Genomic DNA, 21,316 nt, shown 5'->3' on the forward strand with positions numbered 1-21,316 from the left:
GTTCAGGCCGCGGGTTTGGCCCGCGACCGTGTCCCGCGCTTATTGGTGCGCGAATTGGCCGAGCTTGCCGGCGTAAAAGGTCAGCGCGTCTCCGTCCGCCATGCTGGCCCGCAAGACCTTGCCCACCACGATAACGTGATCGCCCGCATCGTGATACGCATGTTGTTCACATTCGAACCGCGCCAGGCATCCGCGCAGCAGCGGCGTTCCGTTTTCGCAGCGGTCGTGGTCGATGTCGCGCAGGGCAAAGGCGTCTTTCGAGCAGCCAAAGCACAGCTCGGCCTGGTCGGCCGAGAGAACATGAACACTGAAATGACGCGCCTTGTGAAAATAGGGGAACCGGCGCGAATTCCGGTCGCCGGCCCACATCACCAAAGGCGGGTCCAGCGACAGCGAGGAAAAGCTGTTGGCCGTGATGCAGACCGGCCCGTCGGGGCTGTCGCAGGTCACGACGGTGACGCCGGTGGCGAACCGGCCGAAAGCGTCCCGCAGGGTGCGGGTGTCGTCCTTGTGCGGAATGAAGGTGCGCGCCATGTCGTTCGAGAATGCGTTCATCATGGTACCTCATGCCCCAGCGCCGCCTCGTAGAGACGGAACCAGGCTTCACGATCCAGATTGACTTTCAGGGCGTCCGAAATGCGCTTGATGCGGTCCAGGCTGTTGGTGCCCAGAACCGGCAGGATGCCGGCCGGATGGGCCAGCAGGAAGGCCACGGCCACCGCGGCCCGGTCGACGCCGAACTGCGCGCCGATCTCATCCGCGACCACGCCCACCGGAGGATTACCCGCCATCAGCGCTCCGCCGCCCAGCGGCGACCACGCCATCACCGGGTGGCCGTGCTGCTGGTGAAAGGCCAGATCGCCATTGGTGAACGGAGCGATCGCGCCCAGAGAAATCTCGATCTGGTTGGTCACCAGCGGGGTCTTCATGGCCGATTGCAGCAGTTGCCAGTCCCAGGGGCGGAAATTCGACACGCCCACCGCGCGGACCTTGCCGCTGGCCACCACCTCGTCCAGCGCGGCGCCGGTTTCATGGTGGTCCATGATCGGATCGGGGCGGTGGATCAGCAGCAGGTCGATATGGTCGATCGCCATTTCCCGCAGCGAGGTGTCGACCGATTTCAGGATATGCGCGCGCGAGGTGTCATAGTATTTCACCTTGGCATCCGCATAGCGCCCGCAGGGGGCGACGATGTCGCATTTGGTAACGATCTCCATCCGGTCGCGCAGGCCGGGATTGGCGCGCAGGGCGTTGCCCAGAATCGCCTCGGCGCCATAGTCGCCATAGATGTCGGCCTGATCGAAGCTGGTGATGCCCTGATCCAGACAGGCGTGGATCTTGGCCGCCACATGCGCGGCCGAGGTGTCGCTGTCATCGCCCAGCCGCCACATGCCATAGACAAGGCGGCTCAGTTCCAAGGTGTCAGAAAGCTTGATACGTTGCATCAACGACGAACTCCGTTGCCCAGCGGCGTCGCCGGGGTGTCAGCAGGGACCCTTCCATAGGCTTCGGGAAGAGAGCAGGTTTTCAGATGTGGCATCACACGGGTGCCGAAATGGCGGGCCTCGTCCATATGCGGATAGCCCGAGAAGATGAAGGCGCGGATGCCCATCTTCTGATACTCTTCGATCTTCGACAGAACTTGGTCTGTCGACCCCACCAGCGCCGCGCCGCAGCCTGACCGCGCCCGGCCGACGCCCGTCCACAGGCCCGGCTCGACATAGCCGTATTTGTCGGCCAACTCGCGGTTCCTGGCCTGATGCGAAACACCCAATGAGGTGGCGTCCAGCGCCCGTTCACGGATCGCGCGGCCGTATTCGTCATCCAGCTTCGACACGATGTAGTCGGCATATTCCTTGGCCTCGGCCTCGGTGTCGCGCACGATCATGTGCACCCGCAGACCATAGTCCAGCGTGCGGCCGTATTCGTCGGCCACCGCGTGCACGGCCTTCATCCGCTCGGCCAGCTGGTCCTTGGTTTCTGGCCACATCAGATAGACGTCGCAATGCTGGCCGCACAGCTTCAGCGCATCGGGCGAGTACCCCCCGAAATACAGCAGCGGCCCGCCAGTCTGATAGGGTTTGGCCGGATCGGTCGTCAGGCCCGAGAAATTGTAGACCTGACCCTGGTAATTAATCTCATCCTGCGTCCAGGCCTGTTTCAGAATCTCGACCACCTCGCGCGAGCGCTGGTAGCGATAGCTGCTTTCGGCCTTTTCCCCCGGAAAATCCGACGAGATGATGTTGACCGTCAGCCGACCCTTCAGCATGTGGTCCAGCGTCGCGATGGTGCGCGCCAGCATGATCGGCTGCATCTCGCCGCAGCGCACGGCGGCCAGCAGGTTGATCTTTTCGGTGATCGGGGCGCAGCCGGCGACAAAGCTCAGCGTGTCCTGCCCCACCTGATACGAGGACGGGCACAGGATGTTGCGGAAGCCCTGCGCCTCGGCCTCTTTCACGATGCCCGAGCAATGTTCCCAGCTGGAGCGCAGATCGCCGTCGGGCACGCCGAGAAACTGATAATCGTCCGAGCACAGCGCCGCGAACCACGAAACCTCGGCCGCATCCAGATCGGGGGATGTGATGGGGACGATCGTCATCTGATTCTCTCTCCTGCCGGGCTCAACTTTTCTCTTGCGTAGCAACCACATTGATGTAGATCAATAGTGTATCAATTTTTTCTGCGACCAAGTGAAGCGCCCGCGTGCCCCCATCCAACAGAAACTCCAACGCCCTGCCGATCTATGTGCAGATCGCCGAGCTGCTGATCCGCGATATCGCCGCCGGCCGGCTGATCGATGGCGAGCGTCTGCCGCCCGAACGGGACATGGCGGCGCAGTTGAACGTCTCGGTCGGGACGCTGCGAAAATCGCTCGCCGAGCTGGAAAAAAAGGGGATGCTCGAGCGGATCCAGGGCTCGGGCAACTATGTGCGCGAGACCGGGACCCAGAACAGCGTCTATGCCATGTTCCGGCTGGAACTGCCCGAGGGCGGCGGCCTGCCGCGCGCCGACATCCTGTCGGTCGATCACCTGGACAAGCCCGCCGACCTGCCCGATTTCGGCACCTCGCGGCGCGGGTCGCGCGTGCGGCGGATGCGCTATCTGAATGACACAATCATCGCGGTCGAGGAGATCTGGCTGGACGAATCAGCCGGTCTGATCGACCGGCGGCTGCTGTCGGACTCGCTGTATCGCTATTACCAGCAGCAGCTTGGGTTCTGGATCACCCGCGCCGAGGATCGGGTTTCGGTCGGTCGGCTGCCCGATTGGACCCCCGCGAACTTCACACGGCCGGCGGGCGAGACCGTCGGTTACATCGAGCGGTTCAGCTGGTCGGAACGGCCTGAACCCGTCGAGTTTTCGAAAACCTGGTTCGACCCGGACCGGGCAACTTACGTCCAACGACTGAAATGACGAGGAAACGCGCATGACCCGGACCATCAACTACGGGCTGATCGGATGTGGCATGATGGGGCAGGAACACCTGCACAACATCGCTCTGCTGGAGGGCACGCAAGTGGCCGCCATTTTCGAGCCCGACCCCGAGATGGCACGCGCCGCGCAGGCGATTGCGCCGGGGGCCAGAATGGTGGCTTCGGTGCAGGATCTGCTGGCGGTCGAGGAGTTGGACTGCCTGGTCATCGCCAGCCCCAACCATCTGCATGTGGATCAGATCGCCCAGATCGCCCAGACCCGTCCCTTGCCGCTGTTGGTGGAAAAGCCGCTGTTCACCAACCCCGGCGATGCGGCCCGTTTGGCCGAGATCGAGCGCAGCTATCCCTGTCCGATCTGGCTGGCGATGGAATATCGCTACATGCCGCCCATCGCCGCCCTGATCACCGAGGCGCAGGACACCAGCGGCGGGGTCAAGATGCTGAGCATCCGCGAACACCGCTTTCCGTTCCTGGAAAAGGTCGGCAACTGGAACCGGTTCAACCGCAACACGGGCGGCACCTTCGTCGAGAAATGCTGTCATTTCTTCGACCTGATGCGCCTGATCCTGCAATCCGATCCTGTACGCGTCAGCGCCAGCGGCGGGCAGGCCGTGAACCATCTGGACGAAACCTATGACGGCGAGACGCCCGACATCCTCGACCACGGCTATGTCATCGTCGATTTCGCCTCGGGCGCGCGGGCGATGCTGGAGCTGTGTATGTTCGCCGAAGGTGCGCAGTATCAGGAGGAAATCTCGGTCGTCGGCCCCAAGGCCAAGATCGAGGCGCTGGTCCCCGGGCCGGGCCGGTTCTGGCCCGAACATCTGGGCGCGCCGCCGGTGCCGCAGCTGATCGTCAGCCCGCGCGACCCCAAGGGCCCTGTCGCCCGCGACATTCCCGTCGACCCGCGCCTGCTGGCGGCGGGCGACCACAACGGCTCGACCTTCTATCAGCACCAGGGCTTTCTGGCGCTGGTGCGCGGTGAGCGCGACGCCCCGGATGTCAGCCTGACCGACGGCATGTGGGCAGTACGCATGGGTCTGGCGGCGCAGCAATCGCTGGCCACGGGCGAAACCGTCCGGCTGGATCGCTGAGGTCTTTCTGCGGGTGCAAAATGCGCCGATCGGAAACCTGTGTTCCGATTTGGCGTCACCGCCCGTGTCGTTTTTGATATTCAAAGCGTCTTTTCCGCTTGCCCGCCCAACCGCGGCCCCCTAGGTCTGGCCGCGGGACACCCCTCCCCAACGAGGGGCGTATATCTGGAAGGGTAACACCAATGACCATCGAACGACCGGCAGCGCGGCCGGCCAATCCGCGTTTTTCCTCGGGCCCCTGCGCCAAACCCCCTACATTCGAGCTGAACAAGCTGGCTGGTGCCGCGCTGGGCCGATCGCACCGCGCCGCCGTCGGCAAGGACAAGCTGAAGGCCGCCATCGAAGGCACGCGCGAGCTGCTGGGCATTCCGGCCGACTATCGGATCGGGATCGTTCCGGCCTCGGATACCGGCGCGGTGGAAATGGCGCTGTGGTCGCTTCTGGGCGAACGCAAGGTCGAGATGCTGGCCTGGGAAAGCTTTGGCGCGGGTTGGGTTACCGACGTGGTCAAACAGCTGAAGATCGACGCCGAGGTGAAAACCGCCGATTACGGACAGATCGTCGATCTGGCGTCCATCGATTTCAACAATGACGTGGTCTTTACCTGGAACGGGACCACCTCGGGCGTGCGGGTTCCGAATGGCGACTGGATCGCCGATGACCGCGCCGGCCTGACCATCTGCGACGCCACCAGCGCCGCTTTCGCGATGGACCTGCCCTGGGACAAGCTGGATGTCACCACCTTCAGCTGGCAGAAGGTTTTGGGTGGCGAGGCGGCGCATGGCATGCTGATCCTCAGCCCCCGCGCGGTCGAGCGACTGGAAAGCTATACCCCCGCGTGGCCGCTGCCGAAGATCTTCCGTCTGACCAAGGGCGGCAAGCTGATCGAGGGCATCTTCCAAGGTGCCACCATCAACACGCCGTCGATGCTGGCGGTCGAGGATTACCTGTTCGCGCTGGACTGGGCGCGCTCGGTCGGCGGGCTGCAGGGCCTGATCGCCCGCGCCGATGCCAATGCGCAGGCGATCTTTGACTTCTGCGACCAGAACGACTGGATCGACAACCTGGCCGAGGACCCGGCCACCCGGTCGAATACCAGCGTTTGCCTGAAGTTCACCGATCCGCGCATTCGCGACGGCGCAAGCTTTGCCAAGGCGGTCGCCAAGCGGCTGGAGGCCGAGAACGTGGCACTGGACATCGGCGCGTATCGCGACGCGCCGGCCGGGCTGCGCATCTGGTGCGGCGGCACGGTCGAAACGTCCGACATCCAGGCGATGCTGCCCTGGCTGAAATGGGCGTTCGAGGCCGAGATCGCAGCCCAGGCCGAAGCCGCCTGACTCCTTTCCCCGACAAGATCCGGGCCGCGTCCGGCCCGGAGTCATCATTCCATTCAAGGACCACGCACATGGCCCCCAAAGTACTCGTATCCGACAAGCTCAGCGAAACCGCGGTTCAGATCTTCCGCGACCGCGGCATCGACGTGGATTTCATGCCCGACGTGGGCAAGGACAAGGAAAAGCTGGCCGAGATCATCGGCAACTATGACGGCTTGGCCATCCGCTCGGCCACCAAGGTCACCGAGAAGATTCTGGAAAAGGCCGACAAGCTGAAAGTGATCGGCCGCGCCGGTATCGGCACTGACAACATCGACAAGGACGCGGCCTCGAAAAAGGGCGTGATCGTGATGAACACGCCCTTCGGCAACATGATCACCACTGCCGAGCATGCCATCGCGATGATGTTCGCCGTGGCGCGTCAGATCCCCGAGGCCAATGCCAGCACCCATGCAGGCAAGTGGGAAAAGTCCAAGTTCATGGGGGTCGAACTGACCAACAAGACGCTGGGCGTGATCGGCGCCGGCAATATCGGCGGCATCGTCTGCGACCGGGCGCAGGGGTTGAAGATGAAGGTCGTCGCCTATGACCCCTATCTGGGCCAGGAGAAGGCCGACAAGATGGGCGTGGAAAAGGTCGAGCTGGACGAGCTGCTGGCGCGGGCCGATTTCATCACCCTGCACGTGCCGCTGACCGACCAGACCCGCAACATCCTCAGCCGTGAGAATCTGGCCAAGACCAAGAAGGGCGTGCGCATCATCAACTGCGCCCGCGGCGGTCTGGTCGATGAAGAGGCGCTGGCCGAACTGATCCAATCCGGCCATGTCGCCGGCGCGGGGTTCGACGTGTTCAGCGAGGAACCGGCCAAGGAAAACCCGCTGTTCGGCCTGCCCAACGTGGTCTGCACCCCGCATCTGGGCGCGGCGACCACCGAAGCGCAGGAAAACGTGGCGCTGCAGGTGGCCGAGCAGATCTCGAACTATCTGCTGACCGGGGCGGTCGAGAATGCGCTGAACATGCCCAGCGTCACCGCCGAAGAGGCCAAGGTCATGGGACCGTGGATCAAGCTGGCCGGCCATCTGGGCAGCTTCATCGGCCAGATGACCGACGAGCCGATCAAGGCGATCAACATCCTGTATGACGGCGTGGCGGCGCAGATGAACTTGGCCGCGCTGAACTGCGCGGTGGTGGCGGGGATCATGAAGCGCTCGAACCCCGAGGTGAACATGGTCTCGGCCCCGGTCGTGGCCAAAGAGCGCGGCGTCAAGATCTCGACCACCAACCAGGACAAGTCGGGCGCCTTCGAGGGCTATATCAAGGTGACCGTGGTGACCGACAAGCGCGAACGCTCGATCGGGGGTACCGTGTTCAGCGACGGCAAGCCGCGCTTCATCCAGATCAAGGGCATCAACATCGATGCCGAGGTCGGTGCGCACATGCTGTACACCACCAACGAGGACGTGCCGGGCATCATCGGCACCCTGGGCAAAACCATGGGCGAGCATGGCGTGAACATCGCCAACTTTACGTTGGGCCGCGCGGAAGCCGGCGGCGAGGCGATCGCGCTGCTGTATGTTGACGAGCCGGTTCCGGCCGAAGCCCGCGCCAAGCTGGCCGAAACCGGGTTGTTCACCCAGATCAAGCCGCTGGAGTTCGACGTGGTCTGATCCGGCTGGACCCGGATGAAAGCGATTGACGCCTGCACCCACCCGGTGCAGGCGTTGCTGTTGCAAATGCCTGCAATTCCAACCCGGCCCGGAACGGAGACATGGACATGACTGCGCCCATCTACGCCATCGGTGATCTGCACGGCCAGACGGCCGAGTTCGACCGCGCCCTGTCTCTGATCGAACAGGATGGCGGGCGTGATGCGCGGATCGTGTTTCTGGGCGACTACGTCGATCGCGGCCCCGACAGCAAGGGCCTGCTGGACCGGCTGATTGCCGGGCGCGACGCCGGGCGGAACTGGGTCACGCTGCTGGGCAACCATGACCGGATGTTCGCGTGGTTCCTGCAGGATGAGCCGCGCCATGATCCGCATCTTCTGGTCGGCTACCACTGGCTGCACGAGCGGCTGGGCGGCACCGAAACCCTGCGCAGCTATGGCGTCGAGTTCGAAGACCGCACCCGGCTGCAGGATGTGCATCGCGCGGCCGTTGCGGCAGTGCCGGTCGCGCACAGGGCTTTTCTGCGCGACCTGGTGCGGATGCATCAGACCCCCGAGATTGCCTTTGTCCACGCCGGCATCCGGCCGGGCGTGCCGCTGGGCGCGCAGGCCGAGGACGATCTGGTCTGGATCCGTCAGAGTTTTCACGCCTGCGAAACCCCGCACCCCAAGCTGATCGTGCATGGCCACACGGTGGTGGACCGCCCCACCCATTACGGGAACCGCATCAACCTGGACAGCGGCGCGGGCTATGGCCGCCAAACCGGGGTTGCCGTGTTCGAGGGGCGCGACTGCTGGCTGCTGACCGAAGCCGGACGCGTGCCGCTGCGCCCCTGATCAGCCGCCCGCGAACATGTTCTTGTAGGCCTCGCGGAGGGCGTTTTTCTGCACCTTGCCCATCGTATTGCGCGGCAGTTCGTCCAGCAGGATCAGCCTGCGGGGATGTTTGAAACGGGCAAGGCTTTGGCTCACCGCCTCCATGATCGCATCCAGATCCGGCGCCGCGCCGGCCTCGGGCACCAGGATGCCCAGCACGGTCTCCCCGAAATCCGGGTGCGGTACGCCGATCACCGCGCTTTCCAGCACGCCGGGCTGGTCATCCAGAACCAGCTCGACTTCCTTGGGATAGATGTTGTAGCCGCCCGAGATGATCAGGTCTTTGCCGCGCCCAACGATATGCACATAGCCGTCCGCGTCGATGCGGCCCAGATCACCGGTGATGAAGAACCCGTCCTCGCGCAGTTCGGCGGCGGTTTTCTCGGGCATCTGCCAATAACCCTTGAACACGTTCGGGCCGCGCACCTCGATCATGCCGATCTCGCCCTGCGGCAGCGGATCGCCCGTTTCGGGGTCGGTGATCTTCAACTCTACCCCCGGCAGCGGAAAGCCCACGGTTCCGGCCCGACGCTCGCCGTCATAGGGGTTTGAGGTGTTCATATTGGTCTCGGTCATGCCATAGCGTTCCAGGATGCGGTGGCCGGTGCGTTGCTCGAACCGCGTGTGGGTTTCGGCCAGCAGCGGCGCCGAACCGGATATGAACAGCCGCATGTGCCGGGTCAGATCCCCGGTAAACCGGTCGTCGTCCAAGAGACGAGTATAGAAGGTCGGCACACCCATCATCGAGGTGGCCTTGGGCATCAGGCGCAAGATGTCGTCCAGATCGAAGCCCGGTAGAAAGATCATCGATCCACCGGCCGACAGCATGACATTGGTGGCCACGAACAGGCCATGGGTGTGAAAGATCGGCAGCGCGTGCAGCAACACGTCATCCGCGGTGAAGCGCCACTCCCGTACCAGCGTTTCGGCGTTCGACAGCAGATTCGCCTGCGTCAGCATGGCGCCCTTTGACCGCCCGGTGGTGCCCGATGTGTAAAGGAAAGCTGCGAGGTCATCCTCGGTCCTGTGCGCGGGTTCGAAGGCTGGCAACATCCCAAGCGCGCGCCGCATCAGGCTGCCGGAACCGTCCGCGTTCAGGGTTTCGAGCATCGCATCCTGCGCTTGGGCAATCGGCTCGATATCGGCTTGTGATTTGGCATCCGCGACAACCATCCGAGCACCGCTGTTTTCGATGAAATACCGCAGCTCGTCTGTCGTATAGGCGGTATTCAGCGGCAGAAAGATCAGCCCGGCCTGAACGCAGGCTGCATAAAGCGCCAGCGCCTCGGGCGATTTCGCGACCTGCACCGCAACGCGGTCATCGGGTTCCAGTCCGCAGGCCGTCAAAGCGTTGGCGATCCGGGCCGCCATGTCCAGGAAATCGGCATGTGAGAGAACGCGTCCGTCCGGCAGATGCAGGAACGGCGTTGTCTTGCCCGCGTGAATGCCGAAAAGTCGATCGTATAGCGGGTTGCTCATCCCGTTCTCCGTGTTGCCGTTGTTCGGTCAAGGCGAAACTGTACCGGAATCGGGCCGCGGTAAAGGCCCGGACAACCTCAGAACCGGGTGGTCATCCGGTAGCCTGCCGCGAAATACATCTTGGCGAAGGTAACCGGGCTGCCTTGCAACCAAGTGATACGTTCCGCGGTAAAAACCGGCTCGCCAACCGTCACGTCCAGAAACCCGGCCAGTTCGGCATCGGCGCGGCTTGCCAGAAAAGACAGCTCGACATTGGTGAAGGGGACCGTCTGGATCAGCCATTCATTGGGCCCCAGCGTCGAGAAATCAGCCTGTTCGACAGGCGGGACGCTGGCTGTAACGATCCAGCGATCTTCGAACTGAAACGGGGTGTTGTCCGAAAAATGCATGCAGCGCACATGCATCACCCGCCGATCCGAACCCAGCGCCAGCCGCGCGGCCAGCCAGTCGGGCGCCTGTTCGGCTTGGGCCGAGACAAGTGCATAGCGGTAGGTGCCGCCCAGAGCCTCGACCTCTTCCCGGACCAGCGGGATGGTGAACCGGGCCTGTCTCTGCGGCGCGCTCAGCACCCGGGTACCGGCCTTGCGGCGACGTTCCAGAAATCCTTCCTCGGCCAGTTCTCGCAGTGCCCGATTGACCGTTGTACGCGTGCAGGAAAACTCGACCGCAAGGTCCTGCTCGTTGGGCAGCAACATGTCCGGCAGCCACTGACCCGAGCGGATGCGGTCAAGCACAGTCTGCTTGATTTCCTTGTAGCCTGTCGTGTCAGCGGTCTGGGTCATCTTGATCTCAACTCAGTTCTTTGTCGGGTCAGACGTCGGTCAAAAGGTCTGCAATCGCGGCTTTGTAGTCTCTGATTATCGTCTCGCGCGCAATATGCCTGCCATCCCGCACCATATGACGGCCCGCCGACCACAGATCCGTTACCAGACCATCGGGTGCGGCAAAGCACAAGCCGTCCAGAAGTTGATGATCCGCCAGCGCGCAAAGCGTCGGGTGCGACCGGTCAACTGCCACCAGGTCGGCCAGTTTGCCGACCGCGATCTCTCCGGCGTTGCGGCCCAGAGCCTGCGCCCCGCCTTGTGCCGCGCCGGTGTACAACGCATGTCCCACGGAACCGTTGGCTGCCGCCAGAACCGCGCGGGATCGGTCGCGAAGGCGCTGGGAATATTCCAGACTGCGCAACTCCTCTGGCAGAGAAATCCGCACGTTGGAGTCTGATCCGACACCGAACCGTCCTCCAGCGTCAAGGTAGGGCACTCCGTTGAAGATCCCGTCGCCCAGATTGGCTTCTGTGATTGGACACAGGCCGGCCACGGCCCCCGAACGCGCCAGAGCGCGTGTTTCGGCGTCGTTCATCTGGGTGGCATGGATCAGACACCAGCGTGAGTCGACCTGGGCATTGTCCAGAAGCCAGGCGACCGGGCGTTGGCCCAAAGCGGATTGCACGTCCTCGACCTCTTTCACCTGTTCGGCGATATGGATGTGAACCGGACCCTCCGGAACCTGCGCCAGCAGCAGGGCCAAGTCTGTGGGAGAGGTGGCGCGCAACGAGTGCGGCGCGATGCCGACCACCGTGTCCGCGGCAAGATCTGCGGCAGCCGATCGGCACTCGTGATACAAGTCCATGAACCGGTCCACGTCATTGCCGAACCGCAGCTGGCCGCCAGACAGGGGCTCTTGCCGGACGCCGCCGTAGGAATAGAGAACCGGCAAATGGGTCAGACCGATTCCCGTCCGCAAAGCTGCTGAGAAGATCCGCTGGCTCAGCTCGGAAAGCTGGTCGTAGGGCGCGCCGCCGGGCTGGTGATGCACATAGTGGAATTCCCCGACTGCGGCATATCCGGCCTCCTGCATCTCAAGGAACACCAGCGCGGCGATGGCCTCCATCTGCTCGGGCGTCAACCTGTCCAGAAAGCGGTACATCAGATTTCGCCAGGACCAGAAGCTTTCCCGCCCGGCTGCGCGAAACTCGGTCATACCTGCCATAGCGCGCTGAAACGCGTGGCTGTGCAGGTTCGACAAGGCTGGCAGCAGGACATCAACGCAGATGTCGGCCGACTGCGGACGCGCACCGGTCTCCAATCCGGTGATGACGCCATTCGCAGTTTCGACCCGCAGGTCTGAAACCCAGTCAGAGCCTAACAAGGCGGTTTTGGCGTGGATCTGCATCGGCGTCTCTTTTTGTGTAGACTTTAATTTTTTACACGTATACGAAAAATTGAAACCCGAGGGGAGTCCAAAAGAATCGCGATGACCAGAAATTCGGTGATTTGTTGTCGGCGGATCGCAACCATGGCGGATGGGGTTGCGTCCTATGGCTTGGTCGAAGACGCGGCGATTGCTGTTTCGTCGGGCCGGATCCAATGGATCGGACCGCACCGAGATCTGCCGCCGGATCACACCGACTGGCCGATCGTCGATTTTGCGGATCGGTTGATCACTCCGGGCCTGATCGATCCGCACACGCATGCGATTTTCGGGGGTAACCGGGCGGTTGAGTTCGAAATGCGGCTGAACGGGGCAACCTACGCGGAGATCGCGCGCGCCGGAGGGGGCATTCTGTCGACAGTCACCGCCACACGCGCCGCCAGTATGCAGGACCTGATCCAAGAGGCACTGCCTCGCATAGATGCGTTGTTGGCCGAGGGTGTGACCTGCATTGAAATCAAGTCCGGCTATGGACTGGATCAGGACACCGAGCTGCGCATGTTGCGCGCGGCCCGGGAAATTGCAAAGCAGCGCCCGCTGCGGGTTCGGACCAGCTTTCTGGGCGCTCATGCAGTGCCGCCCGAATTTACGGGGCGCGCAGACGCCTATATCGACACGGTCTGCATCCCGACCCTGCGTGCGGCCAATGCCGAGGGGCTGGTCGACGCGGTCGACGGGTTCTGCGAGGGCATCGCCTTTGACACCGTGCAGATCGCCCGGGTGTTCGACGCCGCGCGTGATTTGGGGCTGCCGGTCAAGCTGCATGCCGAGCAATTGTCGAACCTCGGCGGGACCCGGCTAGCGGCCTCCTACGGCGCCCTGTCAGCCGATCACGTCGAATATGTGGACGCCGCCGGAGTGGCGGCGATGGCCGAGGCCGGAACGACTGCCGTTCTGCTGCCCGGGGCATTCTACACGTTGCGGGAAACGCAGGCCCCGCCGATCGACCTGTTCCGCAAGGCCGGGGTGCCGATGGCCCTGGCCACCGATTGCAACCCGGGGTCCTCGCCGCTGACGTCGCTGATGCTGACGATGAACATGGGTTGCACCCTGTTTCGAATGACCCCGGCCGAGGCACTAGCCGGGGTCACCCGCAATGCCGCCCGCGCGCTTGGGCTGAGTGATGCCGGCACGATAGCGCCGGGGCAGCGGGCGGATCTGGCCGTGTGGGACGTCTCTCACCCGGCCGAGCTGGCCTATCGGATCGGGTTCAACCCGCTGCACGCGCGCATTTTCGGAGGGGAGGCATGAGCGCTTTGACCTTGGTTCCGGGGCTGGTCTCGCTGGCCCAACTGGCGGAGATCTACTGGAACGAAACGCCGGTGGTTCTGGATCAGGGCTGTCGCCCGGCTTTCGAGGCCGCCGCCGCCCGCATCGCCGAGGCCGCCGCCGGTGACCAGCCCGTCTATGGCGTGAATACCGGTTTCGGCAAGCTGGCCAGCCTAAAGATCGCGGCCAAGGACACCTCGGCGCTGCAGCGCAACCTGATCCTCAGCCATTGCTGCGGGGTCGGCCCGGCGGTGCCGCGGCGGTTGGCGCGCCTGATGATGGCGCTCAAGCTGTTGTCCTTCGGGCGCGGCGCATCTGGGGTGCGGTGGGTGCTGGTGGACCTGCTGCAGCAGATGCTGGCCCGTGGCGTGACACCGGTGATCCCGGCGCAGGGCTCGGTGGGGGCCTCGGGTGATCTGGCGCCGCTGGCCCACATGACGGCGGTGATCATCGGCGAAGGCGAAGCCGAGCTGAACGGTACGGTCATGCCAGGCGCACAAGCCTTGAAAAAGGCCGGATTAGAGCCTGTTCAGCTGGGGCCGAAAGAGGGGCTGGCCTTCATCAACGGCACCCAGTTTTCGACGGCCTACGCCTTGGCGGGCCTGTTCGAGGGCTGGCGCGCGGCGCAGAATGCGCTCGTCGTTTCGGCCGTATCGACCGATGCCATCATGGGCTCCACCGCGCCGCTGCAGCCCGAGATCCATGCTCTGCGCGGCCATCGCGGCCAGATCGAGGCCGCCAGCGCCATGCGCGCCGTGCTGCAGGGGTCGGAAATCCGCGAAAGCCATCGCGAGGGCGACAGCCGTGTGCAGGACCCGTATTGCATCCGCTGCCAGCCGCAGGTCACCGGTGCCGCGATGGACGTGATCCGGCAGGCTGCCGCCACCCTGCAGACCGAGGCCAACGCGGCCACCGACAACCCGCTGGTGCTGTCCGATCCCGACATGATCGTCTCGGGCGGCAATTTTCATGCCGAACCGGTGGGGTTTGCCGCCGACATGATCGCGCTGGCCCTGTCCGAGATCGGCGCCATCGCGCAACGCCGGATCGCACTGATGGTGGATCCGACGCTCAGCTTCGATCTGCCGCCATTCCTGACACCCGATCCGGGCTTGAATTCCGGATTCATGATCGCCGAGGTCACGACCGCCGCGCTGATGAGCGAAAACAAGCATCTGGCCAATCCGTGCGTCACCGACAGCACGCCCACCTCGGCCAACCAGGAAGATCACGTCTCGATGGCCGCCCATGGGGCGCGGCGTCTGACGCGCATGGTGAAAAACCTGAACCATATTCTGGGGATCGAACTGCTCTGCGCCGCCCAGGGCGTCGAGTTCCGCGCCCCGCTGGTCACCAGCGCGCCCTTGCAGCGGGTGATTGCGCGGCTGCGCGCCGATATCCCGCCTTTGGCGGAGGACCGGTACCTAGCCCCGGAGCTGGAGCAGGCCAAGGATCTTGTGGCCAGCGGCGCGATCCTCGAGGCGCTGGGCGTACCGCTGCCGGAGGTGACGGCATGACCGTGGTCGAGGTGCAGCGGGGGCAGGGCCCGATCGTGCTGGGCCAACCGCATGGCGGAACCTTCGTGCCCGAGGAGATCCACGTGCGCCTGAACCAGACCGGTCGGGCGTTGGCCGACACGGATTGGCACATTAACAGGCTCTATAAGGGGCTTTTGGGCGATGCGACGGTGGTTCAGTCCCGCGTGCACCGCTATGTGATCGACGCCAATCGCGATCCGGCGGACGTGTCGCTCTATCCGGGGCAGAACACGACGACCCTGGTGCCTCTGACCGATTTCGACGGGCGCCCCATATGGCTGGAAGGTCAGAAGCCGTCGGAAGATGAAATCGAGGAGAGGCGCGAGAAGTTCCACGCCCCCTACCACGCCGCGTTGCAGGAAGAACTGGAGCGGGTGCGGGCCAGGCATGGCGTGGCGATCCTGTTCGACTGCCACTCGATCCGGTCGCGGATCCCCTTCCTGTTCGACGGAGAACTGCCGGTGTTCAACACGGGCACCAATGACGGCACCACCTGTGCGCCCGAGGTCGCGCAGGCGGTGGATGCCGTGGCCCAGGCGTCGGGCTGTACCGCGGTGCTGAACGGCCGGTTCAAAGGCGGCTGGACCACCCGGTACTATGGCCGCCCGGACAAGGGCATACATGCGATCCAGATGGAGATCGCCCAACGCGCCTATATGGACGAGACCCCGCCCTGGACCTGGCGCGCGGACCGGGCTGAACGCCTGCGCCCGCACCTGCAAGAGATGCTTGACCGCCTGCGTGTCCTGGCCCTGTCCGGCGCGCTGGCCGAAAAAGGAGCCCCGAAATGAGTGACCCGCGCAAGAACACCCGAGACGTCTTTCCGCCGACCGGGCCGGACCTGAATGCCAAAAGCTGGTTGACCGAGGCCCCGTTGCGGATGCTGATGAACAACCTGCACCCCGACGTGGCCGAAAACCCGCACGAATTGGTGGTCTATGGCGGCATCGGCCGTGCGGCGCGGACCTGGAAGGATTTCGACACTATTGTGGCCAGTTTGAAGGATCTCGAGTCCGACGAAACCCTGATCGTGCAGTCCGGCAAGCCGGTGGCGATCATCCGCACGCACAAGGACGCGCCGCGGGTGCTGATCGCCAATTCCAACCTCGTGCCGCACTGGGCCACATGGGACCATTTCAACGAATTGGATCGGAAGGGCCTGATGATGTACGGCCAGATGACGGCCGGGTCGTGGATCTACATCGGCACGCAGGGCATCGTTCAGGGCACCTATGAAACCTTCGCCGAGGCCGGGCGCCAGCACTATGGTGGTGACCTGACCGGGCGATGGATCCTGACCGGTGGGCTGGGCGGCATGGGCGGAGCTCAGCCCCTGGCGGCAGTCTTCGCCGGGGCCTGCTGTCTGGCGGTGGAATGCAATCCTGACAGCATCGATTTTCGCCTGCGCACCAAATACCTGGATGAAAAGGCCGAAACGCTGGACGAGGCGCTCGCCATGATCGACCGCTGGACCAAGGCGGGCGAGGCGAAGTCCGTGGGTCTGCTGGGCAATGCGGCCGAGATCTTTCCCGAGATCTACCGCCGCATGGCCGCCGGTGGGATGCGCCCCGACATCGTAACCGACCAGACCAGCGCCCATGATCCGATCAACGGGTATCTGCCCTTGGGCTGGACCTTGGCGCAATGGCGCGAAAAGCGGGAAACAGACCCTAAAGCAGTGGAAAAGGCCGCACGCGCCTCGATGAAGCAGCATGTCGCGGCGATGGTCGATTTCTGGAACGTGGGCGTGCCGACGCTGGACTATGGCAACAACATACGGCAGGTGGCGCAGGACGAGGGGCTTGAGAACGCCTTTGCCTTTCCCGGTTTCGTCCCGGCCTATATCCGCCCGCTGTTCTGCCGTGGCATCGGCCCGTTCCGCTGGTGCGCGCTGTCGGGCGACCCCGAAGATATCTACAAGACCGACGCCAAGATGAAGGAGTTGTTCCCCGAGAACGAGCATCTTCATCGCTGGCTGGACATGGCCCGTGACCGGATCGCGTTTCAGGGCCTGCCCGCGCGGATCTGCTGGATCGGGCTGAGCGACCGGCACCGCGCGGGTCTGGCCTTCAACGAGATGGTCGCGAACGGAGAACTGAGCGCTCCGGTCGTCATCGGACGGGATCATCTGGACAGCGGCTCGGTCGCCAGCCCCAACCGCGAGACCGAGGCGATGCTGGATGGGTCCGACGCCGTGTCGGACTGGCCGCTGCTGAACGCGTTGATCAACACCGCCAGCGGCGCTACCTGGGTGTCGTTGCATCACGGCGGCGGGGTCGGCATGGGCTTCAGCCAGCATGCGGGCGTGGTGATCTGCGCCGACGGCACCGAGGACGCCGCGCGGCGGCTGGAGCGGGTGTTGTGGAACGACCCGGCCTCGGGCGTGTGGCGTCATGCGGATGCGGGGTATGACATCGCCAAGGACTGCGCCCGCGAACACGGGCTGCGCCTGCCGGGCATTCTGGGCTAGCGGCGCGGAATTGGCCTCTGGCGGAAATGCTGCACCTGCGATATGCGCAGGGCAGGCTGCCGGAGGATCAAGATGTACGTTGCCACCCTGTTGACCAACCCCAAGACGCCGTCGCTGGACGGGGCGCTGATCGACTCGCTGCGCAATGCCTGGGGCGGGGGCGACATCCAGTGGCTGAGCCCCGACGAGGCGGCCGAATTTGCCTTGCCGGGGGTTCCGGCCAACCGCTGGGATGTCTGGGCCGACCTGCAGAAACTGTGCGTCGATCTGGTGGTGCAGCCGGCCGAGGGCCGCCGCAAGAAGATGCTGCTGGCCGATATGGACAGCACGATGATCCAGCAGGAATGCATCGACGAACTGGCCGACGAGGCCGGGGTAGGCGAGCGGGTCAAGGACATCACCGCCCGCGCCATGAATGGCGAGCTGGATTTCGAAGGCGCGCTGACCGAGCGGGTGGGCCTGCTGAAGGGGCTGGACGTGTCGGTGATCGACCGGGTGCTGAACCAGCGCATCACCCTGATGCCGGGCGGCCGCGAACTGGTGGCGACGATGCGGGCCAATGGTGGCTATGCCGCGCTGGTCTCGGGCGGGTTCACGGCGTTCACGGCCCGCGTGGCCGAGCTGCTGGGTTTTGACGAGAACCGCGCCAACACGCTACTGGCGGAGGACGGCAAGATGACCGGTGACGTGCAGCGCCCGATCCTGGGCCGTCAGGCCAAGGTCGAGGCGCTGGAGCAGATATCGGCCCGGCTGGGTATTTCCGAGGCCGAAGTGATCGCCGTGGGCGACGGGGCGAATGACCTGGGCATGCTGGAGCGCGCCGGAACAGGCGTGGCCCTGCACGCCAAGCCCTCGGTCGCCGCGCAATGCGACGTGCGCATCAACCATGGCGACCTGACCGCGCTGCTGTACCTGCAGGGATATGCCCGATCGGACTTTGCGCGGGGCTGATCCGACGGTTTCGGGTTCCCATTGTTTAACATTCGTGTTAATCAATAGCTATGAACACGCTGCTCGATGCCTTTTCGGCCCTGTCCGACCCGACCCGATTCACGATCGTTGAACAACTGATGGATCACGGCGAACTGCCTGCCGGAGACCTAGCCCAGGGCAAGGGCATGTCCGGCGCGGCCATTTCCCGGCACCTGAAGGTGCTGCGGCAGGCCGGGCTGGTGAACCAGCGCGTGAACGGCACCCAGCGCATCTATTCGATCCGCCCCGAGGGGCTGCGGGCGATTGCCGAATGGACCATCTCGAAACGACAGTTCTGGGAGGCCAGCCTGGACCGCCTGGGCGACATTCTGCAGGAGGACTCCTCATGGCCGACCTGAAGTTGGTGCGCGACTTTCCGGTCAGCGCCGAAACCCTGTTCGCCTGGATCAGCGACGGAACCAGATTGTTGCAGTGGTGGGGGCCCGAAGGGGTCGAGGTGCCGGAGCACGATCTGGATTTCTCGCGCCTAGGTCCGTGGTATTCGGTCATGGTCAATCGCGAGGGGCAGCGTTTCAAGGTGTCCGGGCATGTGACCCATGTGGACCCACCGAACTCGGTCGGGTTCACCTGGGGCTGGCATGACGACCAGGACCAGCGCGGCGCCGAGAGCCATGTGAAGCTGGCGGTCGAGCCGACCGACACCGGAGCGCGCCTGATCCTGGATCACCGCGATCTGGGCGATGACGACGTCTCGGCCAATCATGAAAGCGGCTGGACTTCGTCGCTGCGCAAGCTGGAAGCCCGGCTTGCCAACCCCGTCTGACCAAAAGGGAGACCAGAAAATGCCTCAGTACCTGTTTGTCTATCACGGCGGCACCACGCCGACCGACCCGGCCGAGATCGAAGCCACCATGGCCGCCTGGGGCGCGTGGTTCCAGAACATGGGGCCGGCGCTGGAAATCCCCGGCAACCCGGTGGGTCAGTCCCATACCGTCAGCGCCGATGGCGTGGCCGACAATGGCGGGCCGAACCCGGCCTCGGGCTTTACCGTCGTCAAGGCCGACAGCATCGAAGCCGCCACCGAGATGGCCAAGGGCTGCCCCATGGTGGTCAACGGCTCGGGCTCGGTCGAGGTGGCCGAGATCCACGAGATCGAGATGTGACCCTCAGCCGGGGAAACCCGGTGCGGGGCGGATCACGCCGCATTCCAGCCCGCGGCGGCTGTATTGCGTGGCGTTCATGAATTTGCGCGTGGCCGGGTGATCGGCCTCGAGCACGCCGAGGCTGACGAGAATGGCGGCGATGGCACACTCGCTGGCGCGGGTGGCGCCATCGGTGATCTTCAGCGCCACGCCCATCTTCTTTTCCGGGATGATCGCGACGAACACGGCCTCGGCCCCGGTCTTGATCGCGGCACGGCCGTTCATCGCCCGCATCATTTCGGTGCAGGCGCGGGTTTCGCCGGCCACCAGCTCGGGGTGGGCGACCATCGCCCGGGTCAATTGCAACGCTGCGTCGCTGGCCCGGTCCGACCGGTCGCCGGCCGAGGCAAACCACGCCATCGATCGCGCCAGCCCCACCAGTGAAGTAGCGAAATTGGGCGCCGAGCAGCCGTCAATCCCGTAGCACGGGCTGTCCTCGCCCGTTGTCTCTTCGAAGGCCGACAGGCAGGCCTGCTGCACGGGGTGGTCGATCTCGATATACTCGGGGCCTGCGCCCATGTGCTGGGCCAGGGTCAGGAACCCGCAATGCTTGCCCGAACAGTTGTTGTGGATCTGGCAGGGCGTGTCATCGGCCAGGATCAGGCCGTCGCGCGCGGCCATGTCGGCCGGCTCCTGCGGGCCGCAGCGCAGATCGGGCTCGGACAGGCCCAGGTGATCCAGCCAGGCGGTCACGCGCTCGGTATGGATCGCCGCGCCGTTGTGCGAGGCGCAGGCCAGCGCCAGATGCTCGGAGCCCAGCCCGTATTTGGCCGCCGCGCCCGAGGTGATCAGCGGCAGCGCTTGGATCATCTTGGCCGACGACCGCGGATAGATCACCGCGTTCGGATCGCCCCAGCTGCGCACGATCTGACCGCTGTCGTCGCAGATCACCGCATGGCCCAGATGAAGGCTCTCCAACAGCGGTCCGCGCCACAGTTCGGTCATCGGTACTGGCTGCGTCATGTCGTCCCTCCGGAATGTGCGCAAAATTCTGCCAATCGCCCTTTCGCCTGTGGCGAAACCTGCGTTAGTGTGTGTATGTCGGCAATCATCCGGATGCGCAACTGCAACAGACGGACCGTCAGGGTTCGCGGCCTTCCGGGATGGAGTTGAGGTGTGGGTCGAGCCAGGAGGCTGAACGAATGAAAACAATGCTCGCCCGCGTATGCGCGGGCCTTTGTGTGGCAGGGATGGCCACGACAGCGATCGCCCAGCAGGCGACCAGTACGAACCGTGTGTCCGCTCAGACTGATTGGAGCGTGTTCGTCGAAGACGATCCGACCGAGTGCTGGAGCGTATCCGCCCCCAAGGAGACCGTGAATACCCGCGGTGGCCGTGTGGTATCGGTGCGTCGCAGCGACATTTTGCTGTTCGTGTTCTATCGCCCCAACGCCGAGGTCAAAGGTCAGGTGACATTCACCGGAGGCTACCCATTCGCCCCCGGGTCCACGGTGAACCTGGAAATCGACGGGTCCGAGTTCGAACTGTTCACCGAGGGCGAGTGGGCGTGGCCCGCCAGCGCCGCGGATGATGCCAAGATCGTCACGGCGATGAAGCGCGGGACCGAGGCCGTGTTGACCGCACGGTCCGAACGCGGCACCCAGACCAAGGACACGTTCTCGTTGCTGGGCTTTACCGCAGCCATCGAAGACGCCGAGAAGCGCTGCACCAAATAACTGCCCAACCCGTCCAGATCTCATGCCCCGCCAAAATGGCGGGGTTTTGCGTTTTTGCGCATCCGTTTACGCAACGTCGGCACCAAAACTTGATCCGCATCAAGGCTGATGGATTCGATTTCTGAACCAATCGG

At 64.2% G+C, this 21,316-nt stretch carries 21 protein-coding genes; 14 read left to right on the forward strand and 7 right to left on the reverse strand.

What is annotated here, in order from left to right; genetic code table 11:
* Window positions 1–39: 39 nt before the first annotated feature.
* Genes GOW72_RS02075 through GOW72_RS02085 form a run of 3 tightly spaced genes read right to left on the reverse strand, consistent with a single transcriptional unit; the run spans window position 40 to window position 2,599 of the window.
* On the reverse strand, window positions 40–555 hold the full coding sequence (locus GOW72_RS02075; RefSeq protein ID WP_040634457.1) for a flavin reductase family protein: 516 nt from the start codon (window positions 553–555) through the stop codon (window positions 40–42).
* Window positions 555–1,445 carry an aldo/keto reductase gene (locus GOW72_RS02080; protein WP_170364795.1) on the reverse strand — a complete coding sequence of 297 codons (891 nt, stop codon included), beginning with the start codon at window positions 1,443–1,445 and terminating at the stop codon, window positions 555–557. Before GOW72_RS02080 ends, GOW72_RS02075 begins: the two co-directional genes overlap by 1 nt.
* The gene (locus GOW72_RS02085; RefSeq protein WP_093964187.1) at window positions 1,445–2,599 is read right to left on the reverse strand and encodes an LLM class flavin-dependent oxidoreductase; all 1,155 of its coding nucleotides are present in this window, start codon (window positions 2,597–2,599) and stop codon (window positions 1,445–1,447) included. The genes GOW72_RS02080 and GOW72_RS02085 overlap by 1 nt, the downstream gene beginning before the upstream one ends.
* Window positions 2,600–2,703: 104 nt before the next feature.
* Here GOW72_RS02085 and GOW72_RS02090 point away from each other — a divergent pair, with 104 nt between their 5' ends.
* The 5 genes from GOW72_RS02090 to GOW72_RS02110 all read left to right on the forward strand — a co-directional run bounded on the left by GOW72_RS02090 (window position 2,704) and on the right by GOW72_RS02110 (window position 8,365).
* The gene (locus tag GOW72_RS02090; RefSeq protein WP_170364797.1) at window positions 2,704–3,414 is read left to right on the forward strand and encodes a UTRA domain-containing protein; all 711 of its coding nucleotides are present in this window, start codon (window positions 2,704–2,706) and stop codon (window positions 3,412–3,414) included.
* A gap of 13 nt (window positions 3,415–3,427) precedes the next feature.
* Window positions 3,428–4,528 (forward strand): Gfo/Idh/MocA family protein, encoded by a 1,101-nt coding sequence (locus GOW72_RS02095; protein WP_170364799.1) that lies wholly within the window; start codon window positions 3,428–3,430, stop codon window positions 4,526–4,528.
* 182 nt (window positions 4,529–4,710) lie between these two features.
* Window positions 4,711–5,865 carry a phosphoserine transaminase gene (locus GOW72_RS02100; protein WP_170364801.1) on the forward strand — a complete coding sequence of 385 codons (1,155 nt, stop codon included), beginning with the start codon at window positions 4,711–4,713 and terminating at the stop codon, window positions 5,863–5,865.
* 68 nt (window positions 5,866–5,933) lie between these two features.
* Window positions 5,934–7,529 (forward strand): phosphoglycerate dehydrogenase, encoded by a 1,596-nt coding sequence (gene serA / locus GOW72_RS02105; RefSeq protein WP_170364803.1) that lies wholly within the window; start codon window positions 5,934–5,936, stop codon window positions 7,527–7,529.
* Between the two features lie 107 nt (window positions 7,530–7,636).
* On the forward strand, window positions 7,637–8,365 hold the full coding sequence (locus tag GOW72_RS02110; RefSeq protein WP_170342110.1) for a metallophosphoesterase: 729 nt from the start codon (window positions 7,637–7,639) through the stop codon (window positions 8,363–8,365).
* Here GOW72_RS02110 and GOW72_RS02115 read toward each other — a convergent pair whose 3' ends face one another.
* The 3 genes from GOW72_RS02115 to GOW72_RS02125 form a co-directional block, all read right to left on the reverse strand.
* The gene (locus tag GOW72_RS02115; protein WP_170364805.1) at window positions 8,366–9,883 is read right to left on the reverse strand and encodes a malonate--CoA ligase; all 1,518 of its coding nucleotides are present in this window, start codon (window positions 9,881–9,883) and stop codon (window positions 8,366–8,368) included.
* Window positions 9,884–9,960: 77 nt separating this feature from the next.
* A complete protein-coding gene (locus GOW72_RS02120; RefSeq protein ID WP_170364807.1) occupies window positions 9,961–10,665 on the reverse strand; it encodes a histidine utilization transcriptional repressor HutC in 705 nt (234 codons plus the stop codon).
* 28 nt (window positions 10,666–10,693) lie between these two features.
* Window positions 10,694–12,055, reverse strand: coding sequence for a formimidoylglutamate deiminase (locus GOW72_RS02125; protein WP_170364809.1), 1,362 nt, complete (start codon window positions 12,053–12,055; stop codon window positions 10,694–10,696).
* Window positions 12,056–12,136: 81 nt separating this feature from the next.
* On the opposite strand from GOW72_RS02125, the gene hutI reads away from it, so the two are divergent.
* The 8 genes from hutI to GOW72_RS02165 all read left to right on the forward strand — a co-directional run bounded on the left by hutI (window position 12,137) and on the right by GOW72_RS02165 (window position 19,467).
* Complete coding sequence (gene hutI, locus GOW72_RS02130; protein ID WP_170364812.1) at window positions 12,137–13,345, forward strand: imidazolonepropionase; 1,209 nt, start codon at window positions 12,137–12,139, stop codon at window positions 13,343–13,345.
* Window positions 13,342–14,880, forward strand: coding sequence for a histidine ammonia-lyase (hutH, locus tag GOW72_RS02135; RefSeq protein WP_170364814.1), 1,539 nt, complete (start codon window positions 13,342–13,344; stop codon window positions 14,878–14,880). Before hutI ends, hutH begins: the two co-directional genes overlap by 4 nt.
* Window positions 14,877–15,692, forward strand: coding sequence for an N-formylglutamate deformylase (hutG, locus tag GOW72_RS02140; RefSeq protein WP_170364816.1), 816 nt, complete (start codon window positions 14,877–14,879; stop codon window positions 15,690–15,692). Before hutH ends, hutG begins: the two co-directional genes overlap by 4 nt.
* Window positions 15,689–17,371 (forward strand): urocanate hydratase, encoded by a 1,683-nt coding sequence (gene hutU, locus GOW72_RS02145; RefSeq protein WP_170364818.1) that lies wholly within the window; start codon window positions 15,689–15,691, stop codon window positions 17,369–17,371. The genes hutG and hutU overlap by 4 nt, the downstream gene beginning before the upstream one ends.
* A gap of 72 nt (window positions 17,372–17,443) precedes the next feature.
* Window positions 17,444–18,322, forward strand: a complete 879-nt coding sequence (gene serB, locus GOW72_RS02150) for a phosphoserine phosphatase SerB (RefSeq protein WP_170364820.1) — start codon at window positions 17,444–17,446, stop codon at window positions 18,320–18,322.
* A gap of 50 nt (window positions 18,323–18,372) precedes the next feature.
* Window positions 18,373–18,702, forward strand: a complete 330-nt coding sequence (locus GOW72_RS02155; RefSeq protein WP_170364822.1) for an ArsR/SmtB family transcription factor — start codon at window positions 18,373–18,375, stop codon at window positions 18,700–18,702.
* Window positions 18,690–19,127 (forward strand): SRPBCC family protein, encoded by a 438-nt coding sequence (locus GOW72_RS02160; RefSeq protein ID WP_170341210.1) that lies wholly within the window; start codon window positions 18,690–18,692, stop codon window positions 19,125–19,127. Before GOW72_RS02155 ends, GOW72_RS02160 begins: the two co-directional genes overlap by 13 nt.
* Before the next feature lie 19 nt (window positions 19,128–19,146).
* A complete protein-coding gene (locus GOW72_RS02165; protein WP_170364196.1) occupies window positions 19,147–19,467 on the forward strand; it encodes a YciI family protein in 321 nt (106 codons plus the stop codon).
* 3 nt (window positions 19,468–19,470) lie between these two features.
* Here GOW72_RS02165 and GOW72_RS02170 read toward each other — a convergent pair whose 3' ends face one another.
* Window positions 19,471–20,469, reverse strand: coding sequence for an asparaginase (locus tag GOW72_RS02170; protein ID WP_170364825.1), 999 nt, complete (start codon window positions 20,467–20,469; stop codon window positions 19,471–19,473).
* A gap of 179 nt (window positions 20,470–20,648) precedes the next feature.
* Here GOW72_RS02170 and GOW72_RS02175 point away from each other — a divergent pair, with 179 nt between their 5' ends.
* Window positions 20,649–21,182, forward strand: coding sequence for an invasion associated locus B family protein (locus tag GOW72_RS02175; protein WP_170342134.1), 534 nt, complete (start codon window positions 20,649–20,651; stop codon window positions 21,180–21,182).
* Window positions 21,183–21,316: the final 134 nt, after the last annotated feature.

Source organism: Ruegeria arenilitoris, assembly GCF_013032855.1.
GTDB classification, from domain to species: domain Bacteria; phylum Pseudomonadota; class Alphaproteobacteria; order Rhodobacterales; family Rhodobacteraceae; genus Ruegeria; species Ruegeria arenilitoris.

What these genes read in the sequence shown, in the direction of transcription:
- GOW72_RS02075 (WP_040634457.1), bottom strand. Translation starts at nt 555, where the DNA reads ATGAACGCATTCTCGAACGACATGGCGCGCACCTTCATTCCGCACAAG.
- GOW72_RS02080 (WP_170364795.1), bottom strand. Translation starts at nt 1,445, where the DNA reads ATGCAACGTATCAAGCTTTCTGACACCTTGGAACTGAGCCGCCTTGTC.
- GOW72_RS02085 (WP_093964187.1), bottom strand. Translation starts at nt 2,599, where the DNA reads ATGACGATCGTCCCCATCACATCCCCCGATCTGGATGCGGCCGAGGTT.
- GOW72_RS02095 (WP_170364799.1), top strand. Translation starts at nt 3,428, where the DNA reads ATGACCCGGACCATCAACTACGGGCTGATCGGATGTGGCATGATGGGG.
- GOW72_RS02100 (WP_170364801.1), top strand. Translation starts at nt 4,711, where the DNA reads ATGACCATCGAACGACCGGCAGCGCGGCCGGCCAATCCGCGTTTTTCC.
- serA (WP_170364803.1), top strand. Translation starts at nt 5,934, where the DNA reads ATGGCCCCCAAAGTACTCGTATCCGACAAGCTCAGCGAAACCGCGGTT.
- GOW72_RS02110 (WP_170342110.1), top strand. Translation starts at nt 7,637, where the DNA reads ATGACTGCGCCCATCTACGCCATCGGTGATCTGCACGGCCAGACGGCC.
- GOW72_RS02115 (WP_170364805.1), bottom strand. Translation starts at nt 9,883, where the DNA reads ATGAGCAACCCGCTATACGATCGACTTTTCGGCATTCACGCGGGCAAG.
- GOW72_RS02120 (WP_170364807.1), bottom strand. Translation starts at nt 10,665, where the DNA reads ATGACCCAGACCGCTGACACGACAGGCTACAAGGAAATCAAGCAGACT.
- GOW72_RS02125 (WP_170364809.1), bottom strand. Translation starts at nt 12,055, where the DNA reads ATGCAGATCCACGCCAAAACCGCCTTGTTAGGCTCTGACTGGGTTTCA.
- hutI (WP_170364812.1), top strand. Translation starts at nt 12,137, where the DNA reads ATGACCAGAAATTCGGTGATTTGTTGTCGGCGGATCGCAACCATGGCG.
- hutH (WP_170364814.1), top strand. Translation starts at nt 13,342, where the DNA reads ATGAGCGCTTTGACCTTGGTTCCGGGGCTGGTCTCGCTGGCCCAACTG.
- hutG (WP_170364816.1), top strand. Translation starts at nt 14,877, where the DNA reads ATGACCGTGGTCGAGGTGCAGCGGGGGCAGGGCCCGATCGTGCTGGGC.
- hutU (WP_170364818.1), top strand. Translation starts at nt 15,689, where the DNA reads ATGAGTGACCCGCGCAAGAACACCCGAGACGTCTTTCCGCCGACCGGG.
- serB (WP_170364820.1), top strand. Translation starts at nt 17,444, where the DNA reads ATGTACGTTGCCACCCTGTTGACCAACCCCAAGACGCCGTCGCTGGAC.
- GOW72_RS02155 (WP_170364822.1), top strand. Translation starts at nt 18,373, where the DNA reads ATGAACACGCTGCTCGATGCCTTTTCGGCCCTGTCCGACCCGACCCGA.
- GOW72_RS02160 (WP_170341210.1), top strand. Translation starts at nt 18,690, where the DNA reads ATGGCCGACCTGAAGTTGGTGCGCGACTTTCCGGTCAGCGCCGAAACC.
- GOW72_RS02165 (WP_170364196.1), top strand. Translation starts at nt 19,147, where the DNA reads ATGCCTCAGTACCTGTTTGTCTATCACGGCGGCACCACGCCGACCGAC.
- GOW72_RS02170 (WP_170364825.1), bottom strand. Translation starts at nt 20,469, where the DNA reads ATGACGCAGCCAGTACCGATGACCGAACTGTGGCGCGGACCGCTGTTG.
- GOW72_RS02175 (WP_170342134.1), top strand. Translation starts at nt 20,649, where the DNA reads ATGAAAACAATGCTCGCCCGCGTATGCGCGGGCCTTTGTGTGGCAGGG.